At 65.2% G+C, this 15,808-nt stretch carries 14 protein-coding genes and 3 tRNA genes; 10 read left to right on the top strand and 7 right to left on the bottom strand.

Annotation, left to right across the window (positions count from 1 at the left end; translation table 11 throughout):
• Nucleotides 1-54: 54 nt before the first annotated feature.
• Nucleotides 55-618 (bottom strand): hypothetical protein, encoded by a 564-nt coding sequence (locus PSELUDRAFT_RS01635; RefSeq protein WP_088965196.1) that lies wholly within the window; start codon nt 616-618, stop codon nt 55-57.
• Between the two features lie 61 nt (nt 619-679).
• Between PSELUDRAFT_RS01635 and PSELUDRAFT_RS01630 the strand changes: the two genes are divergently transcribed.
• The 6 genes from PSELUDRAFT_RS01630 to PSELUDRAFT_RS01605 all read left to right on the top strand — a co-directional run bounded on the left by PSELUDRAFT_RS01630 (nt 680) and on the right by PSELUDRAFT_RS01605 (nt 4,788).
• A complete protein-coding gene (locus PSELUDRAFT_RS01630) occupies nt 680-1,669 on the top strand; it encodes a serine/threonine protein kinase (protein WP_088965195.1) in 990 nt (329 codons plus the stop codon).
• 182 nt (nt 1,670-1,851) lie between these two features.
• Nucleotides 1,852-3,081, top strand: coding sequence for an aspartate kinase (locus PSELUDRAFT_RS01625; protein WP_088965194.1), 1,230 nt, complete (start codon nt 1,852-1,854; stop codon nt 3,079-3,081).
• A gap of 59 nt (nt 3,082-3,140) precedes the next feature.
• Nucleotides 3,141-3,234: transfer RNA gene (locus tag PSELUDRAFT_RS01620), tRNA-Ser, on the top strand.
• 6 nt (nt 3,235-3,240) lie between these two features.
• Nucleotides 3,241-3,317, top strand: a tRNA-Arg gene (locus tag PSELUDRAFT_RS01615).
• 4 nt (nt 3,318-3,321) lie between these two features.
• Nucleotides 3,322-3,397: transfer RNA gene (locus PSELUDRAFT_RS01610), tRNA-Glu, on the top strand.
• Nucleotides 3,398-3,888: 491 nt separating this feature from the next.
• Entirely contained in the window at nt 3,889-4,788 is a 900-nt protein-coding gene (locus tag PSELUDRAFT_RS01605) for a LysR family transcriptional regulator (RefSeq protein WP_088965193.1), read from the top strand.
• Between the two features lie 28 nt (nt 4,789-4,816).
• On the opposite strand, the gene PSELUDRAFT_RS01600 is transcribed toward PSELUDRAFT_RS01605, so the two are convergent.
• Genes PSELUDRAFT_RS01600 through PSELUDRAFT_RS19585 form a run of 3 tightly spaced genes read right to left on the bottom strand, consistent with a single transcriptional unit; the run spans nt 4,817 to nt 8,545 of the window.
• On the bottom strand, nt 4,817-6,049 hold the full coding sequence (locus PSELUDRAFT_RS01600) for a DUF1615 domain-containing protein (protein ID WP_088965192.1): 1,233 nt from the start codon (nt 6,047-6,049) through the stop codon (nt 4,817-4,819).
• Between the two features lie 55 nt (nt 6,050-6,104).
• Complete coding sequence (locus tag PSELUDRAFT_RS01595; protein ID WP_088965191.1) at nt 6,105-6,860, bottom strand: ABC transporter substrate-binding protein; 756 nt, start codon at nt 6,858-6,860, stop codon at nt 6,105-6,107.
• A gap of 44 nt (nt 6,861-6,904) precedes the next feature.
• Nucleotides 6,905-8,545 (bottom strand): methyl-accepting chemotaxis protein, encoded by a 1,641-nt coding sequence (locus PSELUDRAFT_RS19585; RefSeq protein ID WP_088965190.1) that lies wholly within the window; start codon nt 8,543-8,545, stop codon nt 6,905-6,907.
• Nucleotides 8,546-8,749: 204 nt separating this feature from the next.
• Here PSELUDRAFT_RS19585 and PSELUDRAFT_RS01585 point away from each other — a divergent pair, with 204 nt between their 5' ends.
• From PSELUDRAFT_RS01585 to PSELUDRAFT_RS01570, 4 genes are all read left to right on the top strand, one after another.
• Nucleotides 8,750-11,059 carry a YgiQ family radical SAM protein gene (locus PSELUDRAFT_RS01585; RefSeq protein WP_088965189.1) on the top strand — a complete coding sequence of 770 codons (2,310 nt, stop codon included), beginning with the start codon at nt 8,750-8,752 and terminating at the stop codon, nt 11,057-11,059.
• Between the two features lie 244 nt (nt 11,060-11,303).
• Entirely contained in the window at nt 11,304-12,773 is a 1,470-nt protein-coding gene (locus tag PSELUDRAFT_RS01580) for a YdiU family protein (protein ID WP_088968348.1), read from the top strand.
• 193 nt (nt 12,774-12,966) lie between these two features.
• Nucleotides 12,967-13,392 (top strand): GNAT family N-acetyltransferase, encoded by a 426-nt coding sequence (locus tag PSELUDRAFT_RS01575; protein WP_088965188.1) that lies wholly within the window; start codon nt 12,967-12,969, stop codon nt 13,390-13,392.
• Between the two features lie 94 nt (nt 13,393-13,486).
• Nucleotides 13,487-14,416 (top strand): glyoxylate/hydroxypyruvate reductase A, encoded by a 930-nt coding sequence (locus PSELUDRAFT_RS01570; RefSeq protein ID WP_088965187.1) that lies wholly within the window; start codon nt 13,487-13,489, stop codon nt 14,414-14,416.
• Nucleotides 14,417-14,512: 96 nt separating this feature from the next.
• Here the strand turns inward: PSELUDRAFT_RS01570 and PSELUDRAFT_RS01565 are convergent, their stop codons facing one another.
• The 3 genes from PSELUDRAFT_RS01565 to PSELUDRAFT_RS01555 form a co-directional block, all read right to left on the bottom strand.
• Nucleotides 14,513-14,980, bottom strand: a complete 468-nt coding sequence (locus tag PSELUDRAFT_RS01565) for a hypothetical protein (RefSeq protein ID WP_088965186.1) — start codon at nt 14,978-14,980, stop codon at nt 14,513-14,515.
• Nucleotides 14,981-15,052: 72 nt separating this feature from the next.
• Nucleotides 15,053-15,484, bottom strand: a complete 432-nt coding sequence (locus tag PSELUDRAFT_RS01560) for a carboxymuconolactone decarboxylase family protein (protein ID WP_088965185.1) — start codon at nt 15,482-15,484, stop codon at nt 15,053-15,055.
• Nucleotides 15,481-15,750, bottom strand: coding sequence for a DUF2798 domain-containing protein (locus PSELUDRAFT_RS01555; RefSeq protein WP_088965184.1), 270 nt, complete (start codon nt 15,748-15,750; stop codon nt 15,481-15,483). Before PSELUDRAFT_RS01555 ends, PSELUDRAFT_RS01560 begins: the two co-directional genes overlap by 4 nt.
• Between the last annotated feature and the right edge of the window lie 58 nt (nt 15,751-15,808).

Here is a 15,808-nt window from a genome sequence, read left to right as displayed (position 1 = left end):
CTAAAGATGTGCCGCGCGCATTTTAGCCGTCCAGGCTTAAGGCGGCATGAATAACTACTCGTCCGGCTCCGATTCGCCGTCGGCTTCCGGGTCCAGCGTCGGCAAGGTGCCCAGCAGGTCGCCCAGCAGGCTCTGCGTCAGCCATGGCGGCACGTCCTGCAGCATCCAGCCGGCCTGTTGGCCGCACATGACCACGCCGCGCAGCAGGCGGTGAAAACCGGCGCGGCTGAGTTTGATATTGAGCGTGGCATCGCCGATGACAAAGCCGATGCTGGCGTAGTCCTTGCCGGCCTTGGCGTCCAGCCCGGTGCACAGCGGGGTGCCGCTGTCGCTGGCGTGGGGTGGTGCCTTGTTGCTGAATTGCAGCGGGCTGACGCCGGCATCGCTGGGCGACAGGTCTTCGCCGTTCATCGCCATCTGATGTTCCAGTGCAATGCGCTCCGCCTGGCTGCCAGCGCCGGGAATACCCTCGCCCGGCACCTGCTTGGCGAAGATGGCGGCGACATCGCGCACGATGGCCTGCACCAGGCGCCGGGTCAGCCACAATTTGTGGCTGCCGGGCTGGACGATCATCAGCAGGCGGTCTTCGGCTTCGAAGTAACTGAATGATGTGCTCATGACTTGATGGTAAGCGAGTGGGCCGCATGCGCAAAGCCTGGCTGCGGCGCATAATGGCGCGATGACTAGCATACATCCCTATGCCGCGCTGACGCCGGACCTGATCCTGGATGCCGTGGAAAGCCTGGGCCTGCGCTGCGACGGCCATCTGCTGGCACTGAACAGCTATGAAAACCGTGTCTACCAGATAGGCATGGACGACGGCGCGCCGCTGGTGGCCAAGTTCTACCGGCCGCAGCGCTGGAGCGATGCGCAGATTCTGGAGGAGCACCGCTTTGCCGCCGAACTGCTGGCGGAGGAGATTCCGGTGGTGGCGCCGCTGGCTTTCGATGGCGATACCCTGCTGCACTGGAACGGCTTCCGATTCGCGCTGTTCCCGCGCCGTGGCGGCCGGGCACCGGAGCTGGAAGACCCGCAGGTGCTGCAGTGGCTGGGGCGTTTTCTCGGTCGCATCCACCTGGTGGGTGCCGCGCATGATTTTGCCGTGCGGCCAACCCTGGACAGCTACAGCTTCGGCCACCAGTCGCTGACGCGTATCCTGGCCTGCCCGCTGCTGCCGGCATACCTGGCGCCACGCTACCAGGCGGCGGCACAGCAGGCGCTGCAGCAGGTGGATGCCGCTTTTGCCGCGCTGCCGGACATCCGCTGGCTGCGCAGCCATGGCGATTGCCATACCGGCAACGTGATGTGGACGCCGGACGGGCCGCATTTCGTCGATCTGGACGACAGCCGCATGGCGCCGGCGGTGCAGGACCTGTGGATGCTGCTGTCCGGCGACCGACAGCAGCAGGCAGGGCAGCTGGCCGAGCTGCTGGCCGGCTACGAGGATTTCGCCGAGTTTGATTACCGCGAGCTGCGGCTGATCGAGCCCCTGCGCACGCTGCGGCTGATGCACTACAGCGCCTGGCTGGCCGCGCGCTGGGATGATCCGGCCTTTCCGGCAGCGTTTCCGTGGTTCGGCAGCGAGCAATACTGGCTGGAGCGCATCGTCGAGCTGGAAGGGCAGTGCGCCGCCATGCGGGAGCCGCCGCTGTTCGCATTGCCGTGCTGATGGCATGCATACAGTTGCCACCGGATTTTGCCATCCGGCTGTCACCGGCACGTCATGTGCTGTTTGCGTGTGGTGCATAGCAAAAACCGCTATAAAAAACGGCTCCGTATGCCTTGCCAGCCGGGGCGGTCTCGGGCCAGAATCGTTGTCCGACATCCAAACCCGATCTGAAGAAAACAAACATGGCACTTATCGTACAAAAGTACGGCGGTACCTCGATGGGCTCCCCGGAGCGCATCAAGAATGTGGCCCGCCGTGTCGCCAAATGGAAAGCCCAGGGACATCAAGTGGTGGTTGTCGTTTCCGCGATGAGCGGCGAGACCAACCGCCTGATTGCCCTGGCCAAGGAAATCCAGGATTACCCGGACCCGCGCGAGCTGGACGTGATCATGTCCACCGGCGAGCAGGTCACCATCGGCCTGCTGTCCATGGCGCTGAAGGAAATCGGTGTTCCGGCCAAGAGCTACTGTGGCTGGCAGGTACGCGTGACCACCGACAACTCCCACACCAAGGCCCGCATCCAGTCCATCGACGACACCGCCATGCGCGCCGACCTGACTGAAGGCCGCGTTGTGGTGGTAGCCGGCTTCCAGGGTATCGACGAGGAAGGCAGCATCACCACGCTGGGCCGTGGCGGCTCCGATACCTCCGCCGTGGCCATGGCCGCCGCGCTGGGCGCCGACGAATGCCAGATCTACACCGACGTTGACGGTGTCTACACCACCGACCCGCGCGTAGTGCCGGAAGCCCGCCGCCTGAAGACCATCACTTTCGAAGAGATGATCGAGATGGCCAGCCTGGGCTCCAAGGTGCTGCAGATCCGCTCGGTGGAGTTCGCCGGCAAATACAAGGTACGCCTGCGCGTGCTCTCCAGTTTCGAAGACGAGGGCGAAGGCACACTGATTACGTTTGAGGAAGATGAGAATATGGAAAAGGCCGTTGTCGCCGGTATCGCGTTTGATCGTAACGAAGCCCGCATCAATGTGAAGGGCGTACCGGACAAGCCGGGAATCGCCTACCAGATCCTGGGCCCGATCGCCGATGCCAATATCGAAGTGGACATGATCATCCAGAATGTGGGCGAGAATGGCACCACCGATTTCTCCTTCACCGTGCCGCGCGGCGAATTCCAGCGTACGCTGGCCATCCTGCGCGACGTGCAGACCCACATCGGCGCCGGCAAGATTGATGCCGATGACAAGGTGGCCAAGGTGTCCATCGTTGGCGTGGGCATGCGCTCGCACTGCGGCATCGCTTCCACCATGTTCCGCACGCTGGCCGAAGAAGGCATCAATATCCAGATGATCTCCACTTCCGAGATCAAGGTATCGGTGCTGATCGACGAAAAGTACCTGGAGCTGGCTGTGCGTGTTCTGCACAAGGTTTTTGGCCTGGACCAGGTAAAGGCATAAAATCTGCAAGCAAGGCTTGACAGAGTGCGATGTGTTAATTAATATGTCGTTCTCTTGACGGAGAAATGGCCGAGAGGTCGAAGGCACTTCCCTGCTAAGGAAGCATACGGGCTTAAACCTGTATCGAGGGTTCGAATCCCTCTTTCTCCGCCATACCGCGCACCCGTAGCTCAGTTGGATAGAGTATTTGGCTACGAACCAAAGGGTCGGGCGTTCGAATCGCTCCGGGTGCGCCACCCAGTCCCCATCGTCTAGAGGCCTAGGACACCGCCCTTTCACGGCGATAACCGGGGTTCGACTCCCCGTGGGGACGCCATAATCAAGCAAAAAAGCCACCGCAAGGTGGCTTTTTTGTTTTTCAGCGTTCTGTCATGCCTTGCAGGCGCCGGAGGCCTGCTGGCAGATCGCTCGCGCATCTTCCCATTCCTGCTGGCCGTGCGCTTGCGGCCAACCTTCACGTTTGCTGCGGGCAAAAAAAAAGCCGGCTCGAAAGCCGGCATAACAACGCTCGTAAGGGGATACATCGGTACAAACCCCGTACATCATCCCCGGATGTACGAGGCACCAGTCAATCCTGTCCAGCATTCGCTGGTGCCTTGTTCAATCCAGATACTCTGAACCAAACACACAACCTGTCGTAACTTGCAGTAGCGGGAGGAGTGACCAGCCACTGCAGAGGGTGTTACGGCGGGCTGTTGTTACGAGCCACAACACAACACAGAGAGTGATACGGAGTATAGGGCGGCTTGTTCCATTCTAAAAATGAATTAAAATTATAAATATGATTCCAAAACAGAATGGTGCCTCATGGACGTGAAAGCCCTGCGCTATTTCACCGAACTGGTGCGCAGACAGAACTTTACCCGCGCCGCCGAAGCCTTGTTCGTCACCCAGCCCACCATCAGCAAGATGGTGCGTCAACTGGAGGAAGAGCTGGGCATGCCGCTCTTGATCAAGGAGGGCAAGTCCTTCCATCTCACCGATGCCGGCAAAGTGGTGTATTTGCGCGGGCAGGATGTGCTGGCCGCGCACCAGCGGCTGAACAGTGCGCTGGCCGACCTGGTGTCACTGTCGCGCGGCGAGCTGGTGGTGGGGCTGCCCCCCATGTCCGGCGGCGCATTCTTTGCTCCGGTGGTGGGCACCTTTCGCGATCGCTACCCGGGGGTGGAGCTGAAGATGGTGGAGGACGGCGCGCGGGCGATCGAGAGCAGCGTGCGCTCTGGCCTGCTGGAAATCGGCGCCGCGGTGCTGCCGGTGGATGACAACGTGTTCGACAGCCTGAGCCTGGTGCACGACCCGCTGTGCCTGGTGGCGCCGGCCGGCAGCAGCTGGCATGGGCGCAGTGCGGTGACGCTGGCGGAGATTGCCGATCAGCCCATCGTGTTCTACCCGGAGGATTTCACGCTGGCGACGCGCATCAGCGATGCCTACCGCCTGCTGGGCAAGACGGTGAACATTGCCGGCCGCAGCGCGCACTGGGACTTCATCGCGGCCATGGTCAAGGCCAGGCTGGGCGTGGCGTTGCTGCCGCTGGTGGTGGCGGGGAGGCTGGAGGCGGGGGAGTTCGACGTGGTGCCGATGGCCGACAAGCACATCGAATGGCATATCGGCCTGATCTGGAAGAAGAACAGCTACCTGTCGCACGCCGCCCGGGCGTGGATCTCGCTGACGCGCGAAATCCTGCTGCCGGAAGAGGCCGGCAGCTAGGCCAGGGCGGCCCGGCTGCCGTGCTGGCTCAGCCGGCGCGGCCCAGGCATTGCTGGTAGCGGCCGTTCACCCGTTCGGCAAACCAGGCGGTGGTGAGCTTGCGGGTGATCTTGGGGCTTTGCAGGCGGATTTGCGGCAGTACTTCCCGCGCTACGCGCTTGCCGGCCTGGGCATCGGCCAGTTGCATCACCTTGCGGTACAGCGGGCTGTCGGCAAAGCCGGCGTTTTTTTCCAGTTTCAGATCGCGCAGGATGTCCGCATCGCTCATCTGCAGCTTGCCACGCAGCTTGGCCACTGCCTTCTGGCTGCTGCTGATGCCGGCTGTCGTGCCGTTGTCGTAGCGCAGCAGGTCGCCATCCGGTGCCAGCCTGCTGCCGCTGAGGCTGGCCAGCGCCTGCTGGAAGGCCGCGTTGCGGCTGGAGTAGCGCCCGGCGTTGAAGTCGGCAAAGCGGTACAGCATGCTGCTGTAGTTCACCGGGTATTGCAGCAGGATGGCGCTGCCGAAATACACGCCGCCCCGCTGGCTGAACACCTCGCTGCGCACGCTGCCGCGGCGCGGGTAGGGGTAGGGCCAGGCGCGCACGTGCGCTTCGGCGAACTCCACGCTGACCTGCATCGGGCCGCCGGTGCGGATCGGGTTCTTCATACCCACCGGCAGGCCGATATTCCTGGCTTCCACCGCCATTTCCTCGAACAGATCGTTCATTTCGCCTTCGGTGCGAAGGCTGTCGATGCGCTCCTTGTAGCTGCGGCCGTCGCGGGATTTCTTCAGCAGCGCGGTTTTTACCAGCCCCAGCGGAACGTAATAGCCGCCGGCCTTCTCGCCGATCTTGCCCCACACGATCCGGGGCAGGCCCGGCACCGCCGGGTCGGCCTGGAAGCTGGATTCCTGCTCGATTACCGCAATCACCGCGCACAGGTTTTCCGCGCTGGGCTGCAGTTGCAGCGCGCCGAAAGCGCCGAGGATGTCGTCGCGCCAGCTGTCGCGCTGGCGCGCGGCGGCTGGCATCAGTTTGCCCAGCAGCTGGCGAGGGTTGGCCGCAGGCGGGCGTGGTGCCGGTGTGCCGGGCGGCGTAATGACGACAGGCGGTGGCGTCTGCGGCAGCACTGCCACGGCAGCTGGCGGCTTGCTCTCGGCCGCGGGGGCGGAGGCGGCGGGAGGCTGCGTGCTGATGACGGGTGCTTGCGGCGGAGTTGGGGCCGGGGTGGCGCAGGCGCCCAGCAACACGCTGAGGCCGAGCAGGCTGGCGGTAGATTTCATGGTGGCATGGCGGAACGGAATGCCGCCATTCTAGCCGATGCGCAGCGGCTGGCAGCTAGTCGCTGGCAGTCAGGCCGGCATCGTACTGGTCGATGATCTGCTGCTGGCGCCCGCTGTGCTGCAACTGGCGCAGGCCGGCATTGAAGGTGTTGCGCAGCTGTTCGGAACGGAATAGCACGTGGTAGCTCAGGTGCGGAAACAGGTCGTGATACTGCACCGGGCGCGGCGTTTCGTTGAACTCCTGCAGCATGCGGCGGTTCATGTAATTGAAGATGCGCACATCGGCTACCACCACGTCCACGCTGCCGCGGTACAGCAGCCGGTTCTGATCGAGCTGGTTGCCGGTTTCGCTGTAGGCAGGGTGTACCCGGGTGAGCTGATGGAAGGGCTCGCCCAGGTAGCGGCTGGCCAGCGGAAAGCCCAGCACCCGGAAGCGGGCAAGGTCGCTGATGCCGGCAATGTTCAGATTGCGCTCCTGCAGGGTGATGGCCTTGTCCAGGTACTGGATATAAGGCTCCGAGTAGGCGCCGTTGATGCCGTAGTTGGGCAGCATGGTGGCCACTGCGTCCACACCCTTGTTGCCCAGCGCGTAGGGCAGTCGCTTTTGCGCCAGGAACACCGGCTTGAGCCGCAGATCCTGGTTCTGCAGTGCCTCGCGGATGATGTCCACCTCGATGCCGCGCGCCTGCTGCGGCATGACATAGGGCTCCAGCGACTCGCCGAAGGCGACGGTGACGGTGCGTGCCTGGGCCATGGCGCCGGCATGAACAGCCAGCAGCGCAGCAAGAGCCAGGGCATGGCGAAGCGGCATGATTGCCTCCGGATAGGGGGTGGCCGGTTGTTGCCGGGCGGGCGTCACAGCTTGAAGCGCGCGCTGGATGTTTCCAGACTATCGGCCGCCTGCCGCGTTTCCTTGATCATTTCATGCAGTTTGTCGATGGCCGCGGATTGCTGGCGGCTCTGTGCCAGCACGCTTTGCAGCTCGCGGTAGACATCCTCGCGCAGCGAGCCGCTGGCCTGCAGCTGGCTGACCACGTGGTTCAGCGCGGCGCCCAGCCGGTCGATGTTACCGCGCAGCTGTTCCATGGTGCGGCTGGCATCGCGTACCTTGCCCAGCCCGGCCTCGGACTGCTGCAGGCCCTGGCGTATGCTGCCGGCGGCCTCGCGGGTGGATTGCTGCACGCTGCCCAGGATGCCGCCGATATTGCCGGTGGCCTGCGAAGTGCGTTCGGCCAGTTTGCGCACCTCATCCGCCACTACGGCAAAGCCGCGGCCGCTTTCCCCGGCGCGGGCCGCTTCGATGGCGGCGTTGAGCGCCAGCAGATTGGTCTGCTCGGCGATGTCGCGGATGGTGCCGGTGACGCCGCCGATTTCCTCTGCACGTGTGCTGAGTTCTTCCAGCAGGCTGGCGGTGATGCGCACGGTGTCCACTACCTGTTGCAGTACCTCGCCGCTCAGCTGCAGTTCCTGGCCGCTTTGCTGCGCGGCGCTGGTGGCTTCGCCGCTGGAGGCCGCGGCAGTGGCGCTGTCGCTGGCCAGCTGCGCCAGCATGCCGGTGAGGCCGGCCACCTGCTGCCCCATGCCGGCGATGCCGTCCTGCTGGGTGCGCGCCACGCTGTGTACCAGCTGAGCTTCGGCGTGGATGCTGTCGCTGCTGTGCTTGAGGTGGTGCGCGGCGTCGCGTACCCGGGTGATCCGCTGCTGCAGGTTCTGGCGCATGCTTTCGCTGGCATTACTGAGCTGGCCCAGTTCATTGCCCTGTTCGCTGCCGATGGGGTGCTGCAGATTGCCCAGCGCCACCTGTTGCAGGGCCTGCTGCAGCAGCGCCAGTTGCTGGCGTTGTGCGCGGCTGATGGTGAGCACCAGCCACAGCGCCAGCAGCAGGATGGCGGCCAGGCTGCACAGAATGATGATGCGGCTTTGCGCCACCGCCGTTTCGGCGGCCTGTTCCTCTGTTGCCAGCGCTGCGTTTTCACGCTCAACCAGCTTGTCTATCTGCAGGCGGTGCTGCTGGTACAGTGCGGCCAACTGTTGCAGGGTGGCGCTGGTGTCCTGGCCGGCCAGTTTCTGCGGAAAGAATTTCTCGCGCGCCAGGGCAAAGAACTGCCGTGCCGGCGCATCGGCATCCTGCAGCAGTAACTGGCGGCTTGGCGGGCTCAGCGGCTGGCCGCTCCAGTAGCTGCCGCGCTGATCGAAGTCGCGCGCCAGCTCGTCCAGCCGTTTCGCCAGTGCCTGTACGCCGCTGCTGTCGTGGCTCTGCTGCGCCTGCAATACCACCAGGTAGGATTCGATGATGTAACGCGGCGGCGGCAGGATATCGGCCACCATGTCCTTGCCACGCACGATGTTCTGGTAGGCAGGCCCGCCCACGCGCAGCATTTCCTGCTGCCGCCAGCCCACGCCGGCATACAGCAGCAGGCCGCAGCCTACGCTGGCCAGTACCAGCAGGAATTGTGTACGGATGCTCAAACCGCTGAGGTAGTGACGAATGCCCATGGCGCAGCCTTTCTTGTTGCTGTTGTCGCGGGAGGGGCGGCGCGGTGGGCCGTGCCTGGCGGCGGGGTGGCGGGTGGTGGGGATTCCTCTTTCAAAATAGGGTTATATGCTGGCTATGTCGATGAAAAAAAAGCCTTTTTCGGCGTGAAAGCCAGGCCGCTTTCTGGCACAATGCGCGCTCTTTCCAGAAATGCCGTTTTGACAATGACGCTTCCCGCAGCTCCGCAAGCCATCAACAGTTACCGTAAATACTGGGCCAGCCGTTTCGGCACCGCCCCGTTCCTGCCCATGACCCGCGCCGAAATGGACGAACTGGGCTGGGACAGCTGCGACATCATCATCGTGTCGGGTGACTGTTACATCGACCATCCCAGCTTCGGCATGGCGCTGGTCGGCCGTCTGCTGGAGGCACAGGGCTTCCGCGTGGGCATCATTGCGCAGCCGGACTGGAACAGCGCTGACGCCTTCCGCGAGCTGGGCAAGCCCAATCTGTTCTTCGGCGTGACCGCCGGCAATATGGATTCGATGATCAACCGCTACACCGCCGACCGCAAACCGCGCTCCGACGATGCTTACACCCCGCATGCCGAGGCAAACAAGCGCCCGGACCGCGCGGTGACGGTGTACGCGCAGCGCTGCCGCGAAGCCTACCCGGGCGTGGGGGTGATGATCGGTTCCATCGAGGCCAGCTTGCGCCGCATTGCCCACTTCGACTACTGGAGCGACAAGGTACGCCAGTCGGTGCTGGTGACCTCCAAGGCCGACATCCTGCTGTTCGGCAACGCCGAGCGCGCGCTGGTGGAGATCGCCCACCGCGCTGCCCGTGGCGAGAAGCTGTCCGAGATGCGCGACATCCGTGGTACCGCCTTCATGGTGCCGCATGGCTGGCGCCCGGACGACGAGTGGCAGGAGATGGATTCCAGCGTGGTGGACGTGCCGGGCAAGGTAGACCCGCACCTCAACCCCTACCAGGAGATTCCCGAGCAGGCGGCCCAGGCCACGGCGGGCAGCGATCCGGCTGCGCCGCAGGTGATCCGCATCGAATCGCGCGAAGAGCGCCTGGCCAAGCGCCGCGCCGAGCGCGCCAAGACCGTGATCCGCATCCCGTCCTACGAGGCGGTGGCGCACGACCCGGTACTGTATGCGCACGCCAGCCGCACCCTGCACCTGGAATCCAACCCCGGTAACGCCCGCGCGCTGGTGCAGCTGCACGGCACGCGCGACGTGTGGCTGAACGCGCCGCCGATTCCGCTCACCACCGAGGAAATGGATTTCGTGTTCGGCCAGCCGTATGCGCGCAATCCGCACCCCAGCTACGGCGATGCCCACATCCCGGCCTGGGAGATGATCAAGTACTCGATCAACATCATGCGCGGCTGTTTTGGCGGCTGTACCTTCTGTTCGATCACCGAGCACGAGGGCCGCATCATCCAGAGCCGTTCGGAAGACTCGATCCTGAAAGAGATCGAGGAGATCCGCGACAAGACACCGGGCTTTACCGGCCACATCTCCGACCTGGGCGGCCCGACGGCGAACATGTACCGCCTGAGCTGCAAGGACCCGAACATCGAGCGTTCCTGCCGCAAGCTGTCCTGCGTATACCCGGACATCTGCGAGAACCTCAACACCGACCACAGCCACCTGATCCAGCTGTACCGCAAGGCGCGGGCGATTCCGGGGGTGAAGAAGATCAACATCCAGTCCGGCCTGCGCTACGACCTGGCGGTGAAATCGCCGGAGTACATCAAGGAGCTGGTGCAGCACCACGTGGGCGGCTACCTGAAGATTGCGCCGGAGCATACCGAGGACGGCCCGCTGTCCAAGATGATGAAGCCGGGCATGGGCGCCTACGACAAGTTCAAGGAGCTGTTCGAACGCTTCAGCCGCCAGGCCGGCAAGGAACAGTACCTGATTCCGTACTTCATCGCCGCCCACCCCGGCACCAGCGACGAGGACATGGTGAACCTGGCGCTGTGGCTGAAGAAGAACAACTTCCGCCTCGACCAGGTGCAGACCTTCACCCCGACGCCGATGGCGCTGGCTACCACCATGTGGCACACCCGCCGCAACCCGCTCAAGCGGCTGAGCCGCAGCTCGGAAAAGGTGGACGTGGTGCGCGACGGCTACCGCCGCAGGCTGCACAAGGCGCTGCTGCGCTATCACCACCCGGACAACTGGCAGGTGATCCACGACGCGCTCATCGATATGGGCCGCACCGATCTGATCGGCCACAGCAAGCAGTGCCTGATTCCGCCGACGCCACCGGGCGACAAGGCTGCCGCAGCGCGCAACCGCTTTGCCCACCATGCCCCGGCGGGCAGCCGTGGCAAACCGGGCGCACAGCGCGCCCCGGCTGCTGCCGCGCGGGGTAACGGCAACGGCCACGGCAAGAGCTTTGCCAAGCCGCAGGCCGCCAAGTCCGTCGCTGCCAAACCGGCCGCTGCCAAGCCGAACACCGGCCGCAGCGGTGGCGGCGCCAAGCCGGGCGGCAAACCGGCAGGCCGTAGCCGCTAAGCACCAGCAGGCCGCCCGTTGGGTGGCTGGAACACAAAGCCCTTGTGCATCGCGCAAGGGCTTTGTTGTAAAAAACAGCAAGACTGCCGATTCAATAACCCAGTCGGGGCGGCCCGGCTTGGCCGGGTCCGGCAGCACCTTCACGCCGGATTATGTCTGCAGCCTGGGCGGCTTTTTGCTGGCTGCCACCTGCACCTTGCCGCCGGCGGGCGGTCAAAACCTGAACCCATACCGGAGTCGCACCATGACCACCATCGCCTTCGACAACAGCTACGCCCGCGACCTGCCGCAGCACGCGGTTCCGTGGCAGCCGCAGCCGCCGCGCGCACCGCAGCTGCTGCACTGGAATGCCGCGCTGGCCGACGAACTGGGGCTGGAGACGGCGGATGTGGCGCCACAAACGTTGGCCGCATGGTTTTCCGGCGCCGAGCTGCCGGCAGGTGCGCAGCCCATTGCCCAGGCCTATGCCGGCCACCAGTTCGGCGGCTTTTCGCCCAGCCTGGGCGATGGCCGCGCACTGTTGCTGGGCGAGGTGATCGACCGCCACGGCCAGCGCCGCGACATCGCCTTCAAGGGCAGCGGGCGTACGCCGTTCTCCCGTCGTGGCGACGGCCGCGCCGCGGTGGGGCCGATGCTGCGCGAGCTGATCATCGGCGAGGCGCTGCACGCGCTGGGCATTCCCAGCACCCGCGCGCTGGCGGTGGTAGCCACCGGCGAGGAGGTGTTCCGCGAGACTACGCTGCCGGGCGCGGTGCTCACCCGCGTGGCGGCCAGCCACATCCGCGTCGGCACCTTCCAGTACTTTGCCGCCCGTGGCGAGCTGGAACAGCTGCAGGCGTTGGCCGACTACACCATCGCCCGCCATTACCCGCAGCTGGCCGCTGCGGCCAACCCTTATCTGGCGCTGGTGGAAGCGGTGTGCGCGGCGCAGGCGGCGCTGATCGCGCGCTGGATGCACGTCGGCTTCATCCACGGCGTGATGAATACCGACAATATGGCGCTCAGCGGCGAAAGCATAGACTTCGGCCCCTGCGCCTTCATGGATGCTTACGATGCGGACACGGTGTTCAGCTCCATCGACAACCAGGGCCGCTACGCCTACGGCAACCAGCCGTGGATCGCGCAATGGAACCTGGCCCGCCTGGCCGAGACGCTGCTGCCGCTGATCGCACCGGACGACCCGGCCAGTGCAGTGCCGGCGGCTACCGCACTGGTGGAAGGCTTTGCCCAACAGTACCTGCAGCAGTGGCGTGCGCAGGGCTACCGCAAGCTGGCGCTGGCGCCGGTGGAGGGGCCGGGCCTGCTGGAAGACTGGCTGGCGCTGCTGGAAGCGCAGCGCGCCGACCATACCCTGGCCTGGCGCTTCCTGGCCGATGCCGCCGACGGCGACGACAGCCGGCTGGCCGCGCTGTTTGTCGAGCCGCAGCCGCTGGCCGACTGGCTGGCGCAGTGGCGGCTGCAGCTGGCCGCGAGTGGCACCACACCCGAGCAGGCCGCCGCCGCGCTGCGTGCGGCCAACCCGCTGTACATCCCGCGCAATCACCTGGTGGAAGAAGCCCTGGCCGCCGCCAGCGAGCGAGGCGACATGGCGCCCACCCTGCAGCTGCTGGCGGTACTGGCGGCACCGTTCACCGAGCGTGCCGGGCTGGAGCGCTATACCCAGCCGGCGCCGGAAGCGCTGGCGGCGGGTTACCGTACCTTCTGCGGTACCTGAGGTGACTTGCCCAAGCCGCTGATGCTGGCGATATCCGCGCACCAGAAGTGCACGCTAAACATCGGGCTTCATGTCGTTCAAGCCAAGCTGCGTACCGCCAAGCGGGACAACGCGCTACGGAAACGGGACTGCAACTCGCGGCGGGCGGAAAAACCCGGCTAGACTGGTGGCCTCATCGTGCAAGGAGGCCGGCATGGCGCAGCAAGATTTCCGCTTCACCCTCGGTAGCGACCCGCAGGCGCGGGCGGTGATTCAGCAGGGCTTGAAGGATTACAACATTGAGCACATCGGCGACTACGGCTATAGCGATGTCGAGCTGTATGCGCGCGATGCCGCCGGCCAGGTGGTGGGCGGGCTGTTCGGCCATTCCGGCATGGGCTGGCTGTACGTGGACTACCTGTGGCTGGACCGTGCGCAGCGCGGCGCCGGCCTCGGTGCGGCGCTGATGGCGCAGGTGGAGGAGGAGGCGCGGCGCCGTGGCTGTGCCGGCCTGTTCCTGTACACCTACAGCTTCCAGGCGCCGGATTTCTACCAGAAGCTGGGCTTCCGGTTCATGGGCGTGCTGGACGACTGCCCGCCGGGCCACCAGCGCATCTACCTGAAAAAGCCGCTGCTGTAGCGTCTGCAAGGTTGGCCGCAAGGCTGACCGCGGGCCGCCATCTGCCCTAACATGACGGCAGTTCATTTATCGATAAGGCACCCCGGAAGCCATCATGATCCTGATCCATACCCCTAGCCCGAAAGAAGTCGCCGCCTACCTGCAACTGTTCCGCGCCGCGCTGCCGCAGCAGACCTTCATTGCGCTGGACGAGATGCACGACCCGGCACTGGTGGAGTACGTGGTGACCTGGGGCCCGCCACCGGGCCTGTTCGGCAGTCTTGCCCGGCTCAAGGCGGTGTTCACGCTGGGCGCCGGGGTGGACAAGCTGCTGGTGCGCGACGACCTGTCGCCGGCGCTGCCGATCTACCGGCTGCTGGATGGCGGCATGGCGCCGCAGATGGCGGAATACGTGCGCTTTGGCGTGCTGTCCTACCAGCGGCACATGGATATCTACCGCCGTCAGCAGGCGGCCGGGGTGTGGAAGATGCTGGCGCCACGGCTGCCGGGCGAGGTGCGCGTAGGCGTGCTGGGGCTGGGCGAGATCGGCCGAGCGGTGGCGCAGGCGCTGGCGGCGGACGGTTACGCGGTAAGCGGCTGGAGCCGCACGCCGCGCCAGCTGGCTGGTGTCGATTGCCTGTTCGGCGACGAGGGCCTGGCGGAGTTGCTGGCCGGCAGCGATGTATTGGCCTGCGTGCTGCCGTCCACGCCGGAAACGCAGGGCCTGCTGAACGCCGAGCGGCTGGCCGCCTTGCCGGCCGGCGCCATGCTGATCAATGCCGGCCGCGGCGACCTGCTGGACGAGCAGGCGCTGCTGGCGCAGCTCGACAGCGGCCATTTGCGCTGCGCACAGCTGGACGTGTTTGCCAGCGAGCCGCTGCCGGCGGACAGCCGCTTGTGGCAGCACCCGGCGGTAACGGTAACGCCGCATATCGCCGCCATTACCCTGCGCCGCGAAGCGGTGGAGCAGATTGTGGCCAAGCTGGCGCTGCTTGGCGCCGGCGAGGAGCCGGACGGCCGGGTGATACGCGAGCGCGGTTACTAGCGCCGGAGCCGTGAAAAAGCCATGCGGCCAACCTTGATGGTTGGCCGCATGGCTTTGAGCCCGGGTCTTGGGGACTAGGGTCTAGGGTTTAGGGTCTCAGGGGCGGATCACATGCCACATGCTGGCAAAATTGTCGCCCATCATGTCGCCGGCTTTCTGGTCGCCGGACCAGAAGTACAGCGGGGAGCCGCGGAAGGTCCACTGCTTGCTGCCATCGCTGCGGGTAAGCAGGCCCAGCGGGCCCTGCGCGGTGGCGCCGGGCGGGGCGAGATAGGGCGGCCACTTGGCGGAGCAGCCGTCATTGCAGCTGCTGACGCCGCTGCCGGGCTGATCGCGATCGAAGCGGTACAGGGTGCGCCCGCCTTGTGCCACCAGCATGCCCTGGCGGAAGAAGGCGGCGCCCATCATCTGGCCGTTCATGTCCATCATGCCGTCATGCTGGGCATGCATATCGCCCTCCATGCCGCCGCCCATGCCTTCGTGCATATGCTCGTGGTAGCCGTAGCCGGCACAGCCGCTCAACAGGCCCAGTGTCAGCAGGATCAACAGTTTGCTGCGATTCATGGCTTCCTCCTTTGCCAAGTTGTCGCTAGGGCAACCATAGTCCACACGATGGCAATAAGCCAACCGGACTGCTTATTGCCGCATGCCCACCGCCAGGCGGTTGAAGGCGTTCATCAGTGCGACGGCGCAGGTCAGGTCGGATATCTCCTGCGCGCTGAAGTGCTCGCCCAGCGGCAGATAGTCACTGTCGGGCGCATGGCTGTCCGGCAGCGCGGTAAGCGATTCCGCCCACTGCAGCGCGGCGCGCTCGCGCGGGCTGAACAGGCTGCTGGCATGCCAGCCGGCCAGCGCATCCAGCCGCTGCTGGCTTTCACCGCGTTCGCGCAGCGCGCTGGCGTGCAGGCCCAGGCAGTAGCTGCAGCCATTGAGCTGCGAGATGCGCAGGTTGATCAGCTCGATCAGCGGCAGCCCCAGCGGGCTGTGTTCCAGCGCCTGCTTGCACTGGCGCAGGCCGGCCAGCGCGTCGGCAGACAATTGGTAGTAGGGAAGACGCAAGTTGCTCATGAACGGACTCCGGTGCTTTGTGGGGAAGGGTTGGCCGCATGCTGTCTGCCGGCCAGGCGCAGGCTCAGGCGCTGTACCCGGGGCGCCAGCAGCAGCACGACGCTGAACGCCGCCGGCCAGGCGGCAATGAAGGCATGGCGCCAGTGCGCCAGAAAGGCCGGGCCGCTGCCGAGGTTGAGCCAGGTGACCCAGGCGGTCATCAGCAGCGACATCAGGCAGGACATCAGCAGGGCGAAGATCAGGCGCAGACGCAGGGCGTGGGGCATGGTACGGGCTCCTATTGGTTAATGATGTCAGCTTACTTGACGCTGCTTTCTGCAAATA

The sequence above is a fragment of the Vogesella sp. LIG4 genome (genome assembly GCF_900090205.1).
In the GTDB taxonomy this organism is placed as follows: Bacteria; Pseudomonadota; Gammaproteobacteria; order Burkholderiales; family Chromobacteriaceae; genus Vogesella.
Note: the sequence above shows the minus strand (reverse complement) of the source record. Positions and strands in the feature narration are given on the sequence as shown.

Excerpts from the sequence above, each read along its gene's own strand:
- PSELUDRAFT_RS01635 (WP_088965196.1), bottom strand. The coding sequence starts at position 618 with ATGAGCACATCATTCAGTTACTTCGAAGCCGAAGACCGCCTGCTGATG.
- PSELUDRAFT_RS01630 (WP_088965195.1), top strand. The coding sequence starts at position 680 with ATGACTAGCATACATCCCTATGCCGCGCTGACGCCGGACCTGATCCTG.
- PSELUDRAFT_RS01625 (WP_088965194.1), top strand. The coding sequence starts at position 1,852 with ATGGCACTTATCGTACAAAAGTACGGCGGTACCTCGATGGGCTCCCCG.
- PSELUDRAFT_RS01605 (WP_088965193.1), top strand. The coding sequence starts at position 3,889 with ATGGACGTGAAAGCCCTGCGCTATTTCACCGAACTGGTGCGCAGACAG.
- PSELUDRAFT_RS01600 (WP_088965192.1), bottom strand. The coding sequence starts at position 6,049 with ATGAAATCTACCGCCAGCCTGCTCGGCCTCAGCGTGTTGCTGGGCGCC.
- PSELUDRAFT_RS01595 (WP_088965191.1), bottom strand. The coding sequence starts at position 6,860 with ATGCCGCTTCGCCATGCCCTGGCTCTTGCTGCGCTGCTGGCTGTTCAT.
- PSELUDRAFT_RS19585 (WP_088965190.1), bottom strand. The coding sequence starts at position 8,545 with ATGGGCATTCGTCACTACCTCAGCGGTTTGAGCATCCGTACACAATTC.
- PSELUDRAFT_RS01585 (WP_088965189.1), top strand. The coding sequence starts at position 8,750 with ATGACGCTTCCCGCAGCTCCGCAAGCCATCAACAGTTACCGTAAATAC.
- PSELUDRAFT_RS01580 (WP_088968348.1), top strand. The coding sequence starts at position 11,304 with ATGACCACCATCGCCTTCGACAACAGCTACGCCCGCGACCTGCCGCAG.
- PSELUDRAFT_RS01575 (WP_088965188.1), top strand. The coding sequence starts at position 12,967 with ATGGCGCAGCAAGATTTCCGCTTCACCCTCGGTAGCGACCCGCAGGCG.
- PSELUDRAFT_RS01570 (WP_088965187.1), top strand. The coding sequence starts at position 13,487 with ATGATCCTGATCCATACCCCTAGCCCGAAAGAAGTCGCCGCCTACCTG.
- PSELUDRAFT_RS01565 (WP_088965186.1), bottom strand. The coding sequence starts at position 14,980 with ATGAATCGCAGCAAACTGTTGATCCTGCTGACACTGGGCCTGTTGAGC.
- PSELUDRAFT_RS01560 (WP_088965185.1), bottom strand. The coding sequence starts at position 15,484 with ATGAGCAACTTGCGTCTTCCCTACTACCAATTGTCTGCCGACGCGCTG.
- PSELUDRAFT_RS01555 (WP_088965184.1), bottom strand. The coding sequence starts at position 15,750 with ATGCCCCACGCCCTGCGTCTGCGCCTGATCTTCGCCCTGCTGATGTCC.